Source organism: Bacillus sp. TE8-1 (assembly GCF_008368855.1).
GTDB lineage: Bacteria > Bacillota > Bacilli > Bacillales > Bacillaceae_G > Bacillus_A > Bacillus_A cereus.
Genome location: NZ_QPET01000009.1, coordinates 123539 through 139435, shown reverse-complemented (window position 1 = coordinate 139435; position 15897 = coordinate 123539). Strand labels below are relative to the sequence as shown.

Sequence of the window (15897 nt, the reverse complement as noted above, 5' to 3'; positions counted from 1 at the left end):
TAGATTCATTTCATTTCTCAAAAATTACTCATTATATAAGCTATCTTTATATTTATTTATATACGTTATTTTTTGTGGTTCTGATAACATATTTATAGCCATCCACACATTCTTTTTCATTTCTAATTTTTGCATTGGTATCTCTTTTAAAACTGGATTACCTATAATTTCTTCCATTTCTTCATCAATTCTTTGCATAAGATTTTCTTCTGGATTATTTTTCAAATAAGTATTTTTCAATCCCCATTTTGTCATTATAAATTCATTCGTTTTATTCATGGGATTAATAATAGTAGCTTTACTAGTTAATCGTTTTTTTATTTCATCATGATAGATTTTAATTCTATATCCTTCTTTTAGTGAAATGCTATCGTTTACTATCGTTACATTTGTTCCTTCCATTTCCTTCGTATAAATTTTTTCTCCCTTATCATTAAACACCTCTATTGATGCGTATTTTTCATCTGTATAATAGCTATGAGGAGTTTTAGTAGTAACTGTAAAAACAGCTTGCTTTTGCTCTAAGTCTGTATTTAATTCGGCAAACTGTTCATCTCCTAATCCTAGGAATTGAATCGTTTGATTTACCAACTTACTCACTTTCATCTCGTTAACATCAATCGTTAGACTATTATCTTTTTCTTTTACATAGGCATAATACGAACTAAAATGGTACATACTATCCGTTTTCCCACCTGAAATCTCAACTGTATAAACTCCATTTGGTACGTCTTGTAAATTGATATCTGTTGTTTCAATTGTTTTCTCTTGAACAACTGTATTCCCTTCTTTTAATTTAATTTTTCCTCCTTTCAATGTATCTATTTCATTTGTTTTTAAATGGATATGCAAATTCCCTTTTAGTCCAAGTGGAGCAATTTGCTGATTCGTAACTATTTCGAAATTGGAGTTTATCGGAATATCCGGATCAACTATAGCTCTTGCTTTCGCTAATTGTGATTCAGGCACTATAAAAGCTAAAGAAGTAACAGCCGGAAAACCTTTCGCCCTATTCATCTCTATTTGTTTATGATTAAGCTTAAAGCCCCATCTTTCAAAAACAGGTGTAAAATCAACTTGTCCATTCTCACTATAATACTGATTCATTAAATCTGGTAAAGAATGGTCACCTTTTTTGAAAGCAGCATTGCTAGCTAGTTTTCGATAACCTTGATACATTTTTGCAAAAGCTTCATCGCCAGCTTTTTGTTTCGCCATCGTTAAAAGAATAAGTTTTTGTCGTAAATCTAAATCATCATAAGTTTTATTTTCTTTCATTAAAGCATTATATAAATTCCGTTCTACCTGTTCCTTTTTCCCGAAATTAAACAACCAACCAACTTGATCTGCTTTTTTTCCATATTTGCTATATTGATATTGAACACCGAATAGATTATTAGAAACTTCTCCTGTAAATATTCCTTGATTATCAAAACCAACTTGGTATCCGTGAGCGATTTCATGTAAAGTTCCCCAACTCAGTTTATCTAACCACATTTTTGTACTATCTGAACTATTCGCTGTCCAATTTGTGCCATAATAGGCACCGCCAGCACCGGATATATCCGCTTTTAAGAAATAACGATTTTGACTTTTTCTATTTTCAACAGTTGAGCCATCTAAACCAATAATTGAATCATACATCGTAAAAATATCTTCATAATACGCAATTAACTCATCTAACGATTGAAAATCTTTTAAAGATCTTACTAACTCTTTATCTTTTTTAGGTACAAATAATTGAAAACTCTTCCCTTGAATTAATGCATACTCTCCATCAAATTGATCCCATGTGCTAAAAAATTGAGATACACTTCCTTGTTGTTTATAAATGGGAAGAGGTTTAGTAGCACTTTCATTCCCTACTTGGTACTCAAGTACAGCGTGCTCTTCACCATACGGAGTATCTATAAAAGGAACTAAAGGCGTATCACCTTGAATGGTAATCCATTCATTTCCTACTTGTATGGATTTTTCATTTTTAGAGTCATTAGACAATAAACGTAATGTTAATTTGTCTTTAAAATTAAGATTCGTTTGTCTTACCTTTAATGTTGTATTTCTCTGCAAAATAAATCCTAAATCTTGTCGATCGTGATATTTACCCTTACTTATGCCCGCCTGAAATATCCAAGTAGGCTCTTCTAAACTAGTAATTTCTTTTACATTTGTTCGTTCATCAGCATGTAAATGTATATTTCCTATGAGGAAAAACATTGTATACATGATGCCTATAACAAGTAATCTTTTCATTTGCATATCTCCTTTTCTATTTTTTTATATACAAAATACAATAAAACAAATTCCTCCTTCCTCACTTATAATTATGGCCAGTAAGTTATTTATCAGTGTAATTATTATAGTTACATTAATTCATGATTATCAATCATTTAATGTATGTAATTTTGCATATATGAATATTTTGTGGTAACTTCCAAAATATCGTATAATGATCAATATTTTTTTCATACATTATTCAATAAAAAAACACGAAGACCCTTAAGTCTTCATGTTTTTATACTTGTGATTGAATTAATTACTAAAATCTTTTTAATCGCGAAAAATCAATTATTTTTAGGCTGATAGCCATACGTAAACTTTTATGATTTACTCATCCTTTTTGTTCTGTAATATTAAATTTTGAAACCAGTTCCGTTAATTCTTCCACCTTTTCTTTCATTTTGTTGGATTGGATTGATATTTGTTCAATTGATACGGCCTGTGATTGAATTGAATTTACTGTTTGAAGAGTCTCCTTTTTCACATCCGTTGCAGTTTCAGAAACTAGCGAAAGAGAAGCATTTACTTCTTCTGTACCAGCAGACATCTCTTCTGTCGCTGCGGATACTTCTTGAATTTGACTTGTAATCTTATCAATATCTCTCATAATAGACAAGAAGGTTTGATTCGCTTTGTAAGCAGCTTCTTTTCCTTCTACTGCCTTTTGTTGTCCTTTTTGCATGACATTAACTGTATCTTGGGTATCTTTTTGAATGGATTTTATTAAATGATTAACTTCTTTTGCAGATTCTTTAGATTGCTCAGCCAAGTCTCGAACTTCTGCGGCAACCACTGCAAATCCTTTCCCATTCTCTCCAGCACGTGCCGCTTCAATAGCGGCATTTAAGGCAAGAAGATTCGTTTGTTCGGCAATATTAGTAATTGCAGCGAGAGCTGTATCAATCTGTTGTGTACGTGTAACAAGTTTATTTATTACTTTTGATGTTTCCTCGACAACATCATGCACACTATTCATTTGAAGAATAGAGTGATTTATCACTTCACTACCGATATTTATTCGTTCTGTAGTTGTTACTGCTACCTCAGCGACTACTGCTGAAGATTCAGCTACAGTTTGCACCCCTGTTGTAATTTCTTCCATTGAGGATGAGCTCTCCTGAATACTAGTTACCTGTCCTTCTATTTTTGTTTTTACTTCTAAAACAGTCTGTACAACCTCATTTGAAATACTAGACGCTCGATTTGTATCTTGTAATACGCCCTCCGTAGTAGAAATAACCTCTTGTGTTGTCATCTTAACATTCGCAATTAATTGTTGAAGGTTATCTAACATACTATTAAAAGACTGAACAATATGCCCTAATTCATTATTTGCTTTATAAGGAGTACGTGTTGTTAAATCTCCAGCTGCTACTTTTTCCATATCATTTTGTAGTAACACAAGTGGTTTTCGGATAGTTAATTTAATAATATATCCAATTAATATAATTATCAAAATTGCTAAAAGCGAAATACTTATAAACATTATCATTGTATTTTGAGCACTATTATTATTTTCCTTCTGTAAAAGCTCTGCATTATTACTATTATATAAAATCAATTCCCGAATTGATTTTATTGATTTTTGCATATTAGGTTCAATCTCTTTTAGATAATATGCATATGCTTCCTCATTATTAGATTTCCCTAATTCTTGCGCTTTCTTCATTTGAGTTCTTAATTCATTAAATGTTTCATAAAACGTGTTATATAATTCTTTTTCTTTAGTAGAAATAACTTTAGCCTCAAACTGCTTTAAAAGATGATCATTTTCCTGACGAATTCCGTCCATTTCTCTTATTAATTCATTCATTCTTTTTTCATCTTTTGATACCATAATTTCCATAAAGTTCATATTAACATGATAAAAATTAGATTCTACAATACCAATCCACTCAATTGGTAGTAAATTATCCTCATACATATTAGAGGAAGTACTTTTCCCTCTTTCTAATCCCCAAAACCCTATTAGGGATAATACTATACATGCAATACTTGATATAGTTATTAATATGTTTAGTTTTGTACCAACCTTACTGTTTCTTAATAATTCCAATTCACTTTCTCCATTCTAATATATAGTTTAAGTAATGTATTTTATACCAAGAATCCAAAAATTACGATGTTTATTTTGTGATATGCAATTTTGCATATCATCCACTACTGATTCAAAATAACCTAACATTGTAATTTTGGTTTTCCAAAAATTCATGATTATGAACACACCCTATTAATTCTTAAACTTCTCATCCAAAATATCCAAAAATATTGTGGCACCAGGGGAACCCATCATTGATATATAAATTACACTGCTATACAAGACTAGCTTAAAAATATTTTTCTTATTGCTCATTTTTCTATTTCCTCTCTATTAGAAGTACTCCTAGCACATCGCACTAATAAAAACGATAGTATTAAAAAATAAGGAAAGACATAACACCTATGTCTTTCCTCTAAAATTGTAACACTCAATATACTCTTAGCTCTATTTGATTTTCCAGTTAAATCCTCACATTTCTTTCTTTATAATATCTCCTAACTCTGTCCAACTTGTAATACGCGGGATATTGAGATGTTGATTGTAAGAAGTAGTTTTTGCATACACTTTTATTGGCTTTCCTATTAACGTTTCTAAGACAGCTGGCTTATCATCAAAGAAATAGTTTAATTTCATTTCTTGTATGAAGTGTATTTTTTCTTCATCTTTCATTCCATAGAAAAAGCGATCTTCATGTACCGGAAAACCTTTTTCTATTAACCATTTTTTTGTTTGCTCTCCATGCTCTTTAGGCCGAGCTGTTATATAGTATATTTCATGTCCCTGTCTTTCTAATTCTTGTAATGTCTCTACTGCATATGGAAACGGTGAACAAGAAGTATAATAAATCTCATCCAGCAAACTATTCCACATATGACTGCCTTCCTCCGAATTCATGCCAAATGCTTCATGAATTTCAATTGTTTTTAAAGAATGAAATATATCCAATCCTACTTTTTTGTTTAATTTTTTATTATATAAATGAAAAGCAGGCTGCCTTAAATCAATTAACGTATCATCGATATCAAATCCAAACTTCACTCTTCATCGCTCCTTTCTGCAATCCATTTATCGGAAAATATAAGTAGCTTTTATTCTCTTTATATTTTCCGATATTCTGGATAGCCAATAAATCTATAATCTTTTCCAACCTGGGTAAATGATATATCCTTAAATTCAATTGCATCTTGCATTTTAGTAATACCAGTCCCCCCTACAAAGCTAGGCGCCAATCTGCCCCCAATAATTTTTGGTGCGACATATAATATAAGTTTATCCATCAATTTATTTTCAATAAACGAAGCATTTACCTCTCCACCACCTTCAATAAGCAGGGAGGAAACTCCTTTTTGCCCTAAAACATCAAGCATTTCATGTAAGTTTATATGCTTTTCTCCGCTAGTAACAAATACTTTAACTCCTGCATTTTCTAATGCTTTCTTTTTTTTCGCTGCATGATTACTTGTTGTAAATATCCAGGTAGGAGCTTCTCCATCTGTAACAACGTTAGCTTCCATCGGTATGCGTAATGTCGAGTCCAATATTATTCGAATTGGATTTCGTCCATTTGGAATACGCGTTGTCAATGATGGATTATCCTTTTGAACAGTATTCGCTCCTACTAAAATAGCCGCATTTTCGTTTCGTATTTGGTGTACTTCTTGTCTTGCTTCTGTAGATGTAATCCACTTACTATCCGATGAAGACGTAGCGATTTTCCCATCTAATGTAACTCCTGATTTAATCGTTACAAATGGACGCTTTATCAAAATATATTTATTAAAGACTTCATTCATTTTTTTAGATTCTTCTTCACACACTCCTACAAGTACTTCAATACCTGCATCTTGTAGAATTTTAATTCCACGTCCAGAAACAAGCGGGTTTGGATCAAGTGTAGCAACTACTACCTTCTTAATTCCTGCTTGTACAATTGCTTCAGCACAAGGCCCTGTTCTACCATGATGAGAACAAGGTTCAAGAGTTACATAGATTGTACCACCACGTGCCTGTTCTCCAGCCATACGTATCGCATGTATTTCGGCATGTGGTTCTCCGGCCTTCATATGTGCTCCGACCCCTACAATTCGATTATCATTTACAATTACAGATCCAACCAATGGATTTGGAGTCGTTTGTCCCTTCATAGCCTTGGCATTTTCTAGTGCTAGCTTCATATACAATTCATGCTCAAGCATGTAAGTGTCCCCCTTCAAAATGTCCAGAACGCTGAATCTTCGTTTGCAAATATTTCTCATTAAACTCTGAGACATCACCCCATAACGGTTCACGACTCGTAACATTTAATCCAGCTTTTTGTAACGCTTCTAATTTTTTTGGATTATTTGTAATAAGTTTTACAGGTTTTGAGCGTAGCGCTTTTAATACTTCAATTGTATCATCATAGTTTCGAACATCATCTTCAAAACCTAGGTTCAGATTAGCTTCTACTGTATCTAACCCATTTTCTTGCAAGAGGTACGTCATAGCTTTACTAAACAAACCAATTCCTCTTCCTTCATGATTCGCTAAGTAAAATAAAGCACCTGAACCATGTTCTGTAATCATTTGTAAAGACTGCTTTAATTGAAATCCACAGTCACAACGTTTACTACCAAAGATATCACCGGTGTGACAAATACTATGCATACGAATTAGGGCATCTTCAGAATTCTCAAAATCACCATATACAAGCACACTAGATTGCTGCATATCAGCTAAATTAATAGATGAGAGTTTTTCGATAATTCCTTCTACACTATTTGTAACCTCACTACATTGTAACCAAGAATACCATTGGAAAACTTTAGTCTCCCCATATAAATTAAGTGGTAATTTGATAGGGCCTACTAAAGAAATATCCTTTCCATCTTGATGTATAAATTGAATTTTATCTTCTAACATATGAATTGTATCTGTTGTAACCATTAGGTACCTCCTAGTATTGAGAATCTCTAAAAATTCTCTTCCATTGTTATATTTTTTATTGTTTAACTTACACAACGTAAGTGTTTTTACAGATGCTATTCTTTTTTCTCTCAGCTTATATGCAATATGTATCATTACAACTTTGGCCATTTAAAGAAAAGCGTTTCAGTTACATAAAACAACTTAGTTACTTTATGTAAGTGAGTATACATTCGTAATTACTTTACGTCAAGTAATTAATTATAAAAATATTTGTTACTAATAGTAAGATGTTATATAATTTGTTTTAGGAGGTGAAGGAAAATGAATGATTCTACATTATGCCCTCGCTTTGAAAAAGGAATGAAATTTTTTAGTCAACGATGGACAGCACTCATTATTTACCAACTTTTCTCTGGACCTCAGCGCTTTTGTACGCTTGAATCTTCTCTTCCTGTTAGCGGAAGATTACTTTCAGAAAGATTGAAAGAATTAGAACTAGAAGGAATTGTCGAACGTAAAGTCTTTCCTGAGACACCAGTTCGTATAGAATATTCTTTAACTCAAAAAGGATTTGCTTTAGAAGCTATTATTCGCGGAATAGAAGAATGGTCACAGGAATGGATAGAACTTGAGGAATAACATAAAAGCTTTTTCGTATATAGTTTTAAGTAATCAAATTACAGATACCTATTATTAAAACGCTAGTTTTTCAAGCATTTATGAAAACCTAGCGTTTTTTAATAAATAAAATAAAATTTAAGAAATGAAACAAGATGATCAAACCGATCACCTTGTTCCTTTAAAGATTAAAATAGTGATTTTAACAACTTTTATTAATACATACTCGATTAACAGAAATAATAAATAGAATTTTTGTAACTAAACAGTTTTATTTTCGCAATACAGTTAGCTTATCCCGCTATTTGCGGACAGTAAGACCACCACTGATTAAATTTCCATTTTATTGCATTTGAATATTACTTATGAAATTTCACACGCTCTTCAAGTGGTTGGAATTCTTTTTCACCTGGTGCAGCTGTTGGATTACCAAATGGCATTTGTGCAATTAGTTTCCAATTAGCAGGAACATTCCATTCTTGTTTTACCTCATCGTCGATTAATGGATTATAATGTTGTAAAGATGCCCCTAATCCCTCTGCTTCTAAACCTGTCCACACGACTAATTGGTGCATACCTGATGCTTGGTGTGACCAAATCGGGAAGTTTTCAGCATATGCAGCAAATTTTTCTTGAAGCGATTTAACGATAGACTCATCTTCAAAGAATAGTACTGTTCCATAACCAGCTTTAAAAGAATCCATTTTTTGTTGCGTTCCTGAGAAATCTCCATCTCCAACTACTTTTCTTAATGTTTCAGTTGTAATATCCCATAATTTATCATGAGCTTCACCAAATAATACAACTAATCGCGCAGTTTGAGAATTGAAAGCGGATGGAGTATATTTCACAGCAAACTCTACGATTTCTTTAATTTTTTCATCCGATACTTGTACCTCTTTGTTAATTCCGTAGTAAGTACGTCTTTCTTTCAGTGCAGTATAGAAATCTTTTGTCATAATTCATTTCCTCCTAAGTTTTAATATTCTTCAAAATGATACATTGCGAAGATAATATGAGTTGAAATGAGTTCATTTTTGAACCATTGAACACCATAACACCAATTGCTAGTCATTCTGAATCTAAACCACTGCTTCTTGCTTCAGTTTCCCTAAAAAAACACTTATAGCATCATTGATACAATCTAGTGATCATTCGGTATTATTTTACCCATTCTCTATTCATGTATCCTGCTTGTTTCATATTTACACAAATATGAAAATAACCTTAAATTGCTGGTCAAAAAAGCCAGGTAGCATGAATAACACATTACCTGGCTTTTTACATTTTTAATTTAAATTCAACTAAACATTACCAATGAATAGTAGTAAAAACTATACCTGTCACTTATTTAATAATTAACATCTCATAAGGATGTTGTTCCATAAATCTACTCTCCCAAGGAATCTCTAATGATGTCCAATTTGAACCACCGTCTACTGACTGATACACTCCTTTATTGCTAAACAGATAAAACGTTCCATCACTTGTTGCCTTTAATACTGGTATGATTGTGCCTTTAGGAGTTGGTAAACCTACATTCATTTCTGCCCAAGACTGATTTTTTTCTTTCTTATAAATAAATGATTCACAATTTCCATTATTGTAATCATGCGCTACGTGTGGATTTGAAGATGTCGCGATAATAATATTTTCTGGATCATTTGGGTTAACTGCCATTTGATATGCGTAATGATGCTTTAGCCCGCTACACATATAGTTCCAAGTCTTACCTCCATCATTACTCTCCGCATACTCTTGACCTGGTTCTTTCAAGAATGAATCACCTAACACCCCGTATAAACGATTTGGGGCATTGCGATGTGATGTAAGAATGTGAATATCTTGAGGATAGTTCCCCTCTTTTTCCTCAGTCCATGTCTTACCTCCATCTACACTTTTAATTAATCCGCCTACCTCAATAGTCGTATAAATAGTTTCTGGATTATTAGCATCAATTTCAATATGTTTTACATGGTGTGTATATGTTCTTTGAGGAAAGAACCATGATGCATAAGATGGCATTTGGCGATAATCCGTTAGCAATTCAAAGCTGTCTCCTCCATTTTTTGATACGAACATTGCGCTCGGTTCAGTTCCTACATATACAATCCCGTTACCGTCATCCCCCTTCGCTAGAGATACAGAAACTGCTGTAATAGCTCTCATATGAATAGCATTAGCTGGGAACACTTCACCAAATGAAGGCAACGTACCAATTGCTTCCCATGAACTTCCTCCATCTTTACTTCTCCATAATCCTCTATCAAAAGTACCACAATACATTCTTTCTTGGTCGTATGGATCAGAAGCTAAAGCAACTGGATTCGCACCTACAAACTGCGATTGGACGCTCCATGTTGTGTCTTTTTTTTCTGCGATTACAAGTTCTCTATCAAACGCTAATATGAATTTTTCCATTACTAAAATCTCCTCGCTTCATGAATTTTCTACTATGTTATTTAAATTTTGAACATTACAAGTTAAGAGGTTCATTTTATATGCTATAGCATATAAAATATAAATCTTATAAGCAATATGTGATTAAAAACTTACATTATATAATTTGTTAACTTCACATCAGTATAATGAACAAGATGTCCTGTTAACTCATATAAGTCCATATGCCACCTCTAAATAAATCGCAATTTACATGCTATAGCATATATAATATAGAATCCATTATTTTATGTCAAACTTTAATACTGTTAATCAGTTCTTTAGCTCGCCTAAAGTAATTTAAAAGTCATAATATAAACAGAAACATTTTATTGTCTATTCAATAAAAAAGAGTGCGATTTTTGCACTCTTTTTACTCATTTCTATTAGAAATCAAAGTTATCAGGATCTGGACCAACGCGGTGATTTTGATTTAATGCATCGATTTTTTCCATATCTTCTTTCGTTAATTCAAAGTTAAATACATCTGCATTTGCAATAATGCGGTGCTCTTTCGTTGATTTTGGAATTGTGATCACTTCATTTTGAAGGTCCCAACGTAAAATCACTTGTGCTGTTGTTTTACCATGTTTCTCAGCAATTGCCTGTAATGTTTCATTATCTAATAATTGACCTTGCATAAGTGGTGACCATGCTTCCATTTGAATGCCTTGTTCTTTACAGAAAGCTTGTAATTCTTTTTGTGTTAAACGAGGATGGTATTCTACTTGGTTGATCATCGGCTTAATTTCTGCATCTTTTATTACATCTTGCAGATGGTGAATTTGGAAATTACTTACGCCAATTGCACGTACACGCTTTTCTTTATAAAGTGTTTCTAACGCTCTCCATGTATCTTTATATTTCCCTTCTACAGGCCAGTGAACAAGATATAAATCTAAATAATCTAGCTTTAATTTTTTTAAGCTCTCTTCGTATGCAGCAATCGTTTCTTCATATCCTTGATCTGCGTTCCATACTTTTGAAGTAATAAATAATTCTTCTCTTGAAATACCAGTTGCTTCAATACCGGCACGAATCCCCTCACCTACAGCTGCTTCATTTCCGTAAATTGCAGCTGTATCGATGCTGCGGTATCCTGCTTTAATTGCTGATTTAATCGCTTCTACAAGTTCTGGTCCTTCTTCTACTTTAAATACACCTAAACCAAACCAAGGCATTTCCACACCATTACTTAATACTGTTTTACTTTGTAAATTTTTCATTTTATTTTCTCTCCTTTTATTTTACTTGATCTCTTTTTTCTAATGTCATGCTCCATGCTGTTAAAATAACAGCACCTACTACCATAATGCCGCCTACCCAAGCTGTATGAATTAACCCTAACGAGTTCGTTACAATACCGCCTAAATAAGCACCAAGAGCAATCCCAGCATTAAACGCCGCAATATTAATTGCCGATGCAACATCGACAGCACTCGGTACAAATCGTTCAGCTAACATTACGACATATACTTGTAACCCTGGAACATTCATAAATGCGAATAGCCCCATTAAAATAATTGTGATTAACCCAGCTACCTTAAATGGTGCCGTAAATGTTAAAACAAATAGTATAATCGCTTGAATAAAGAACATGTAGAATAGCGCTCGAATTGGATTATGATTCGATAATTTTCCGCCAATCACATTCCCTATCGCAATGGCGATTCCATACACTAATAAAATGATAGTAACCGTATTTGCTTTAAATCCTGTTACCTCTTGTAATAACGGAGATAAATACGTAAAAGTTACGAATGTTCCCCCATATCCTAATGCAGTAATAATGAAAACTAGTAACAGTCTTCCGTTTGTAATCAGTTTAAATTGATCGCGGAATGATACAGACGCACCTTTTTTCATATTAGATGGAATGAGAATACTATTTGCAATTAAGGCGATAATTCCAATTACTACAATTGCTAAAAATGATGTTCTCCAGCCAAATTGTTGACCAATAAATGTTCCAATTGGTGCACCTGTAATAGTTGCAACTGTTACACCAGTAAACATAATCGCAATCGCGCTAGCCCGTTTATTTTCTGGGACAAGTGCCGCAGCAATTGTTGAACCAATTGACATAAACACACCATGCGAAAGTGCAGAAACAATTCGCGCAATAAGTAATACAGTGAAGCTTGTTGCTACCGCTGCGATTCCGTTACCAATAATGAAAATAATCATAATCCACATTAATAACGTTTTTCGTGACATATTAGCTGTTAATGACGTTAATACTGGAGCCCCAAACGCTACGCCTAACGCATATAAAGAAACTGTTAAACCAGCCGTTGTAACCGACACATGTAAATCTTCCGAAATAGATGGTAATAAACCGACACTAACAAATTCAGTTGTCCCAATCCCGAACGCACTAATTGCTAACGCTAATAACGCAAATATACTTCTTCGATTCGTCTGAACTTCTGAAGACGATGCTGTATATGAATTCAATTGAGTTTCCCCTCTTCCCTATAATTCCTATCATAATAGTGCGATAAAAAGGCCCTTTTATCTTCTAAAAAACATATTTAATCTCTACAAACGCTATTATGAATGGTTTCATTCTTTTTTTAAAGAACGCACTTTAAAGTACTATAGGTACTTTTTAGTACCGTAAAGCTTGTCTCTCTCTTACATGTACTATTATGAAATATATTCAATACAATGAATAGTACGTACTTTAAAGTGCTGTAGGTACTAAAAAGTAACATAGTTAGTTACCAGTACCATAAAGCTTATTTCTCTCTTACATGTGCTATTATGAATGATAATCACCCTAATAAAAAGTACGTACTTTAAAGTACTATAGGTACTAAAAAGTAACATTTATATAACCTAGCTTATTTTGCTCAAAAATTGAAATCTACATTCCATGAAAAAGACTTTCAAATGAAGAAATACACTTTCCCGTAGAGGCAACTTTAGAGAATATTACTTAAACATATAAAGGATCATGTTCATTACCACAGACAAATAATAAAAAGGCAAAAACGAACAGAAATGTGTTCATTTTTGCCTTTTTTATTTAATGATTAAAATGTACGACTTTTGGAAAGGAAATCTGCATTAGCTCCTGTTACACCACTTTGTCCCCAGTTCCCTGGAATCATTTCACGAATAAGAATTAGCACTTTATCCAAAGGGGCATGAGTATATTTAGATGTTACTTGTGTAAGTTCGTTTACCCACTTATCCTTTGTCTCTTGATCAAATGTATTCCATATATCAATCTTAATAATAGCCATTCCATTAACGTTACGACCTGGTGTATCGTAAGACTCTTTTGTCTCCCAATCGGACACCCTACTTTTCACAGCAAAGGTAGCATCACTTGCTACAGCCCCAGCTTTCCCAAAATTTTCTTTCTCAAGTTCCGTTATCAACACTTGAATTTTGTCAGGGACAATTTTTAATAGTTTTATTGTAAGTTCCGTTACATGATAAATAAATTCCTTCTTTTCTTCTGTTGACATGGTTGGCCAAGTATTTAGCTCAATTAATGGCATAGTATTGCCCCCTAAAATTAATTATCTATTGACTCGTTACAACTATTGGTTCAAATGATTTTTAACTGCTCTTACTACCAATTCATGATCTTCTTCTGGTGGTAATCCTGAAACTGTTATCATTCCAATAACCCCTACGTTTTTTATTCTGATAGGAAAGCATCCACCAAACGCAGCATATTCTGAAGTATCTAAAAGATATTTTTCATTATATGAAATTCCAGTTATTTCACTTTGTATCTGCATATAATACGAGCTACGATCATGCAGGGAAACGACTCGTTTTTTACGCTCAATCCATTTCGTATTTTCCTCATTTGTCCCTGTCATCTTGAAATGAAATAATTGCACACCATTTTTCGTTATATCAACAGCAATCAATTTCCCCTCTCGCTTTGCTGTTTCAACGATAAATAAACCTAGTTGCAAGGCATCTTCATTTGTAAAAGAGGAAAATTGAAGTGTTTCCTCCTCTGTTAAAATTTGTTTACTTATTTCATTCAAATTTGAAGTGCTCATATCTTTAACCTCCATAATTGTTTTATGCCACACCGGCATTTTTTTCGAAATTATTAGGCCATATAGTACAACCCTTCAATCAATCTGATTCTAAATAAACTGCTGTAACATCGTTGGTAACTAGTAGTACCGTAAAGCTTGTTTTCTTCTTACTGGTGCTATTATGAATGATATTCAAAGTTATAAAAAGTACGCACTTTAAAGTGCTATAGGTACTTTAAAGTACTATTCTATTTATCCCTATCTTACAGAGACTATTATGAAATATATTTAACATCTTAAAAATGTATGTACTAAAGAATAATATTTTTAATCACTAACTTTTTGATCAGTCGTTATAATTCAATTTCATCAAAATTTTTATCAATTATTACACTATCCAACAATAGGAGGAAACAAAGATGGATGAAAATATATCCAAAAGCTGAAAAGCAGTTGAGTCCCTTGAGGAAATAGTTATAATTCACTACTTATAGAAATAGACATACAAAAACGCCATCCTTTCCTATAATTCTAAAGAAAGAATAGCGTATTCTTTTCAAAAATGAGTTCTTTTATTGAGAAACTTTGATTCTATATCATACATAAAAGGGCAACCAGTGCTAAAACAGCTGGAAGACCTTGTTTCACAATAATTGATTTATTAGATGTGAAACCTCCAAAAATAGCTGCTATCACCACACAAATCACGAAAAATAATTGCACCATATAACCAATTGGATTGAGCCCAAGTACAAGTCCCCAAATGAGACCAGCCGCTAAAAATCCATTATATAAACCTTGATTTGCAAACATAATGGCTACGTTTCGATCTCCTTCTAAATGCTTCGGTAATTTGAAAGCACGTTTCGCTACTTTTGAATCAATAAAAAACATTTCAAGGATCATGATAAACAAATGTTCTAATGCTACGATCCCGACTAAAATAGCTGCGATTATTTCCACACTATTCTGCCCCCTACACTCTCTATTCTTTCATATTCTCTACATTTTTTTGCATCTGTAATAGAACATGAATAAGTATTTTGCGTTCTTCTCCACTGATATTTACGAACATTTCCTTCATAAAATGTTCCTTTTCTTTCTTGTCAAAATATTAATTGATATATCAATTATTGATACATCAATTAATATACATCTCTCTTTTTATTTTTGCAAGTTTTTTTGCTCAATTGGTTTTATTTTGTTCCAGCAACTTTAAACCAATTCAAAACATCAGTTCGCATTTCTAGAAATCATAATTACTTTAAGTTCATTCTGACAATCCTATTTAACTAAATATATAAAAGAATTGAGTTATATCTCCATCAATTTATAAAAATTATTTTTTTCTAAAAACAGATACTTTACGTTTTTTATAGTAATAAAAATTTTTTTGTTTCAGAGGCAATCCATTTTGTTAGCTTGATGGGCATAGGATAGCACCCATATGACGAACCAATTATCTTTCAAGAAGACGGCTAGAAATCTGGATTTGGTACAGGAGTTGCCTACTTCCCCGATCCAGATGGTACTAATTTAGAGCTAATTGCTCCAAAAGGTCCATTTAGACGTGAATAGTTAAAATAAATTAATACCGAA

13 protein-coding genes and 1 pseudogene are annotated in these 15897 nt (G+C 32.8%); 2 read left to right on the top strand and 12 right to left on the bottom strand.

Annotation, left to right across the window (positions count from 1 at the left end; translation table 11 throughout):
* Positions 1–24 precede the first annotated feature (24 nt).
* The 5 genes from DN404_RS07240 to DN404_RS07220 form a co-directional block, all read right to left on the bottom strand.
* Positions 25–2253, bottom strand: a complete 2229-nt coding sequence (locus DN404_RS07240) for a putative mucin/carbohydrate-binding domain-containing protein (protein WP_149214899.1) — start codon at positions 2251–2253, stop codon at positions 25–27.
* Positions 2254–2611: 358 nt separating this feature from the next.
* Positions 2612–4336, bottom strand: a complete 1725-nt coding sequence (locus DN404_RS07235) for a methyl-accepting chemotaxis protein (protein ID WP_000422012.1) — start codon at positions 4334–4336, stop codon at positions 2612–2614.
* 453 nt (positions 4337–4789) lie between these two features.
* Positions 4790–5359, bottom strand: coding sequence for a 5' nucleotidase, NT5C type (locus tag DN404_RS07230; RefSeq protein ID WP_149214898.1), 570 nt, complete (start codon positions 5357–5359; stop codon positions 4790–4792).
* A gap of 59 nt (positions 5360–5418) precedes the next feature.
* Positions 5419–6516: a bifunctional diaminohydroxyphosphoribosylaminopyrimidine deaminase/5-amino-6-(5-phosphoribosylamino)uracil reductase RibD gene (gene ribD, locus DN404_RS07225; RefSeq protein WP_149214897.1), complete on the bottom strand. Its 1098-nt coding sequence runs from the start codon at positions 6514–6516 to the stop codon at positions 5419–5421.
* Positions 6509–7246 carry a GTP cyclohydrolase II gene (locus tag DN404_RS07220; RefSeq protein ID WP_149214896.1) on the bottom strand — a complete coding sequence of 246 codons (738 nt, stop codon included), beginning with the start codon at positions 7244–7246 and terminating at the stop codon, positions 6509–6511. Before DN404_RS07220 ends, ribD begins: the two co-directional genes overlap by 8 nt.
* Positions 7247–7549: 303 nt before the next feature.
* On the opposite strand from DN404_RS07220, the gene DN404_RS07215 reads away from it, so the two are divergent.
* Positions 7550–7867 (top strand): winged helix-turn-helix transcriptional regulator, encoded by a 318-nt coding sequence (locus tag DN404_RS07215; RefSeq protein ID WP_001000102.1) that lies wholly within the window; start codon positions 7550–7552, stop codon positions 7865–7867.
* Positions 7868–8205: 338 nt separating this feature from the next.
* Here DN404_RS07215 and DN404_RS07210 read toward each other — a convergent pair whose 3' ends face one another.
* The 7 genes from DN404_RS07210 to DN404_RS07180 form a co-directional block, all read right to left on the bottom strand.
* Positions 8206–8805, bottom strand: a complete 600-nt coding sequence (locus DN404_RS07210) for a nitroreductase family protein (RefSeq protein ID WP_016123059.1) — start codon at positions 8803–8805, stop codon at positions 8206–8208.
* 388 nt (positions 8806–9193) lie between these two features.
* A complete protein-coding gene (locus DN404_RS07205; protein ID WP_016123060.1) occupies positions 9194–10267 on the bottom strand; it encodes a WD40/YVTN/BNR-like repeat-containing protein in 1074 nt (357 codons plus the stop codon).
* Between the two features lie 404 nt (positions 10268–10671).
* Positions 10672–11511, bottom strand: coding sequence for an aldo/keto reductase (locus tag DN404_RS07200; RefSeq protein WP_016123061.1), 840 nt, complete (start codon positions 11509–11511; stop codon positions 10672–10674).
* 16 nt (positions 11512–11527) lie between these two features.
* Positions 11528–12742 carry an MFS transporter gene (locus DN404_RS07195; RefSeq protein ID WP_001089896.1) on the bottom strand — a complete coding sequence of 405 codons (1215 nt, stop codon included), beginning with the start codon at positions 12740–12742 and terminating at the stop codon, positions 11528–11530.
* A gap of 581 nt (positions 12743–13323) precedes the next feature.
* Positions 13324–13797 (bottom strand): tautomerase family protein, encoded by a 474-nt coding sequence (locus DN404_RS07190; RefSeq protein WP_149214895.1) that lies wholly within the window; start codon positions 13795–13797, stop codon positions 13324–13326.
* Between the two features lie 42 nt (positions 13798–13839).
* Positions 13840–14355 carry a heme-degrading domain-containing protein gene (locus tag DN404_RS07185; RefSeq protein ID WP_149214894.1) on the bottom strand — a complete coding sequence of 172 codons (516 nt, stop codon included), beginning with the start codon at positions 14353–14355 and terminating at the stop codon, positions 13840–13842.
* Positions 14356–14889: 534 nt separating this feature from the next.
* Positions 14890–15261: a DUF1304 domain-containing protein gene (locus tag DN404_RS07180; protein ID WP_000402472.1), complete on the bottom strand. Its 372-nt coding sequence runs from the start codon at positions 15259–15261 to the stop codon at positions 14890–14892.
* A gap of 480 nt (positions 15262–15741) precedes the next feature.
* Here DN404_RS07180 and DN404_RS07175 point away from each other — a divergent pair.
* Positions 15742–15876 (top strand): annotated as a pseudogene (locus DN404_RS07175) (VOC family protein); the annotation flags it as partial.
* Between the last annotated feature and the right edge of the window lie 21 nt (positions 15877–15897).

Excerpts from the sequence above, each read along its gene's own strand:
- DN404_RS07200 (WP_016123061.1), bottom strand. The coding sequence starts at position 11,511 with ATGAAAAATTTACAAAGTAAAACAGTATTAAGTAATGGTGTGGAAATG.
- DN404_RS07215 (WP_001000102.1), top strand. The coding sequence starts at position 7,550 with ATGAATGATTCTACATTATGCCCTCGCTTTGAAAAAGGAATGAAATTT.
- DN404_RS07205 (WP_016123060.1), bottom strand. The coding sequence starts at position 10,267 with ATGGAAAAATTCATATTAGCGTTTGATAGAGAACTTGTAATCGCAGAA.
- DN404_RS07240 (WP_149214899.1), bottom strand. The coding sequence starts at position 2,253 with ATGAAAAGATTACTTGTTATAGGCATCATGTATACAATGTTTTTCCTC.
- DN404_RS07190 (WP_149214895.1), bottom strand. The coding sequence starts at position 13,797 with ATGCCATTAATTGAGCTAAATACTTGGCCAACCATGTCAACAGAAGAA.
- ribD (WP_149214897.1), bottom strand. The coding sequence starts at position 6,516 with ATGCTTGAGCATGAATTGTATATGAAGCTAGCACTAGAAAATGCCAAG.
- DN404_RS07220 (WP_149214896.1), bottom strand. The coding sequence starts at position 7,246 with ATGGTTACAACAGATACAATTCATATGTTAGAAGATAAAATTCAATTT.
- DN404_RS07185 (WP_149214894.1), bottom strand. The coding sequence starts at position 14,355 with ATGCCGGTGTGGCATAAAACAATTATGGAGGTTAAAGATATGAGCACT.
- DN404_RS07210 (WP_016123059.1), bottom strand. The coding sequence starts at position 8,805 with ATGACAAAAGATTTCTATACTGCACTGAAAGAAAGACGTACTTACTAC.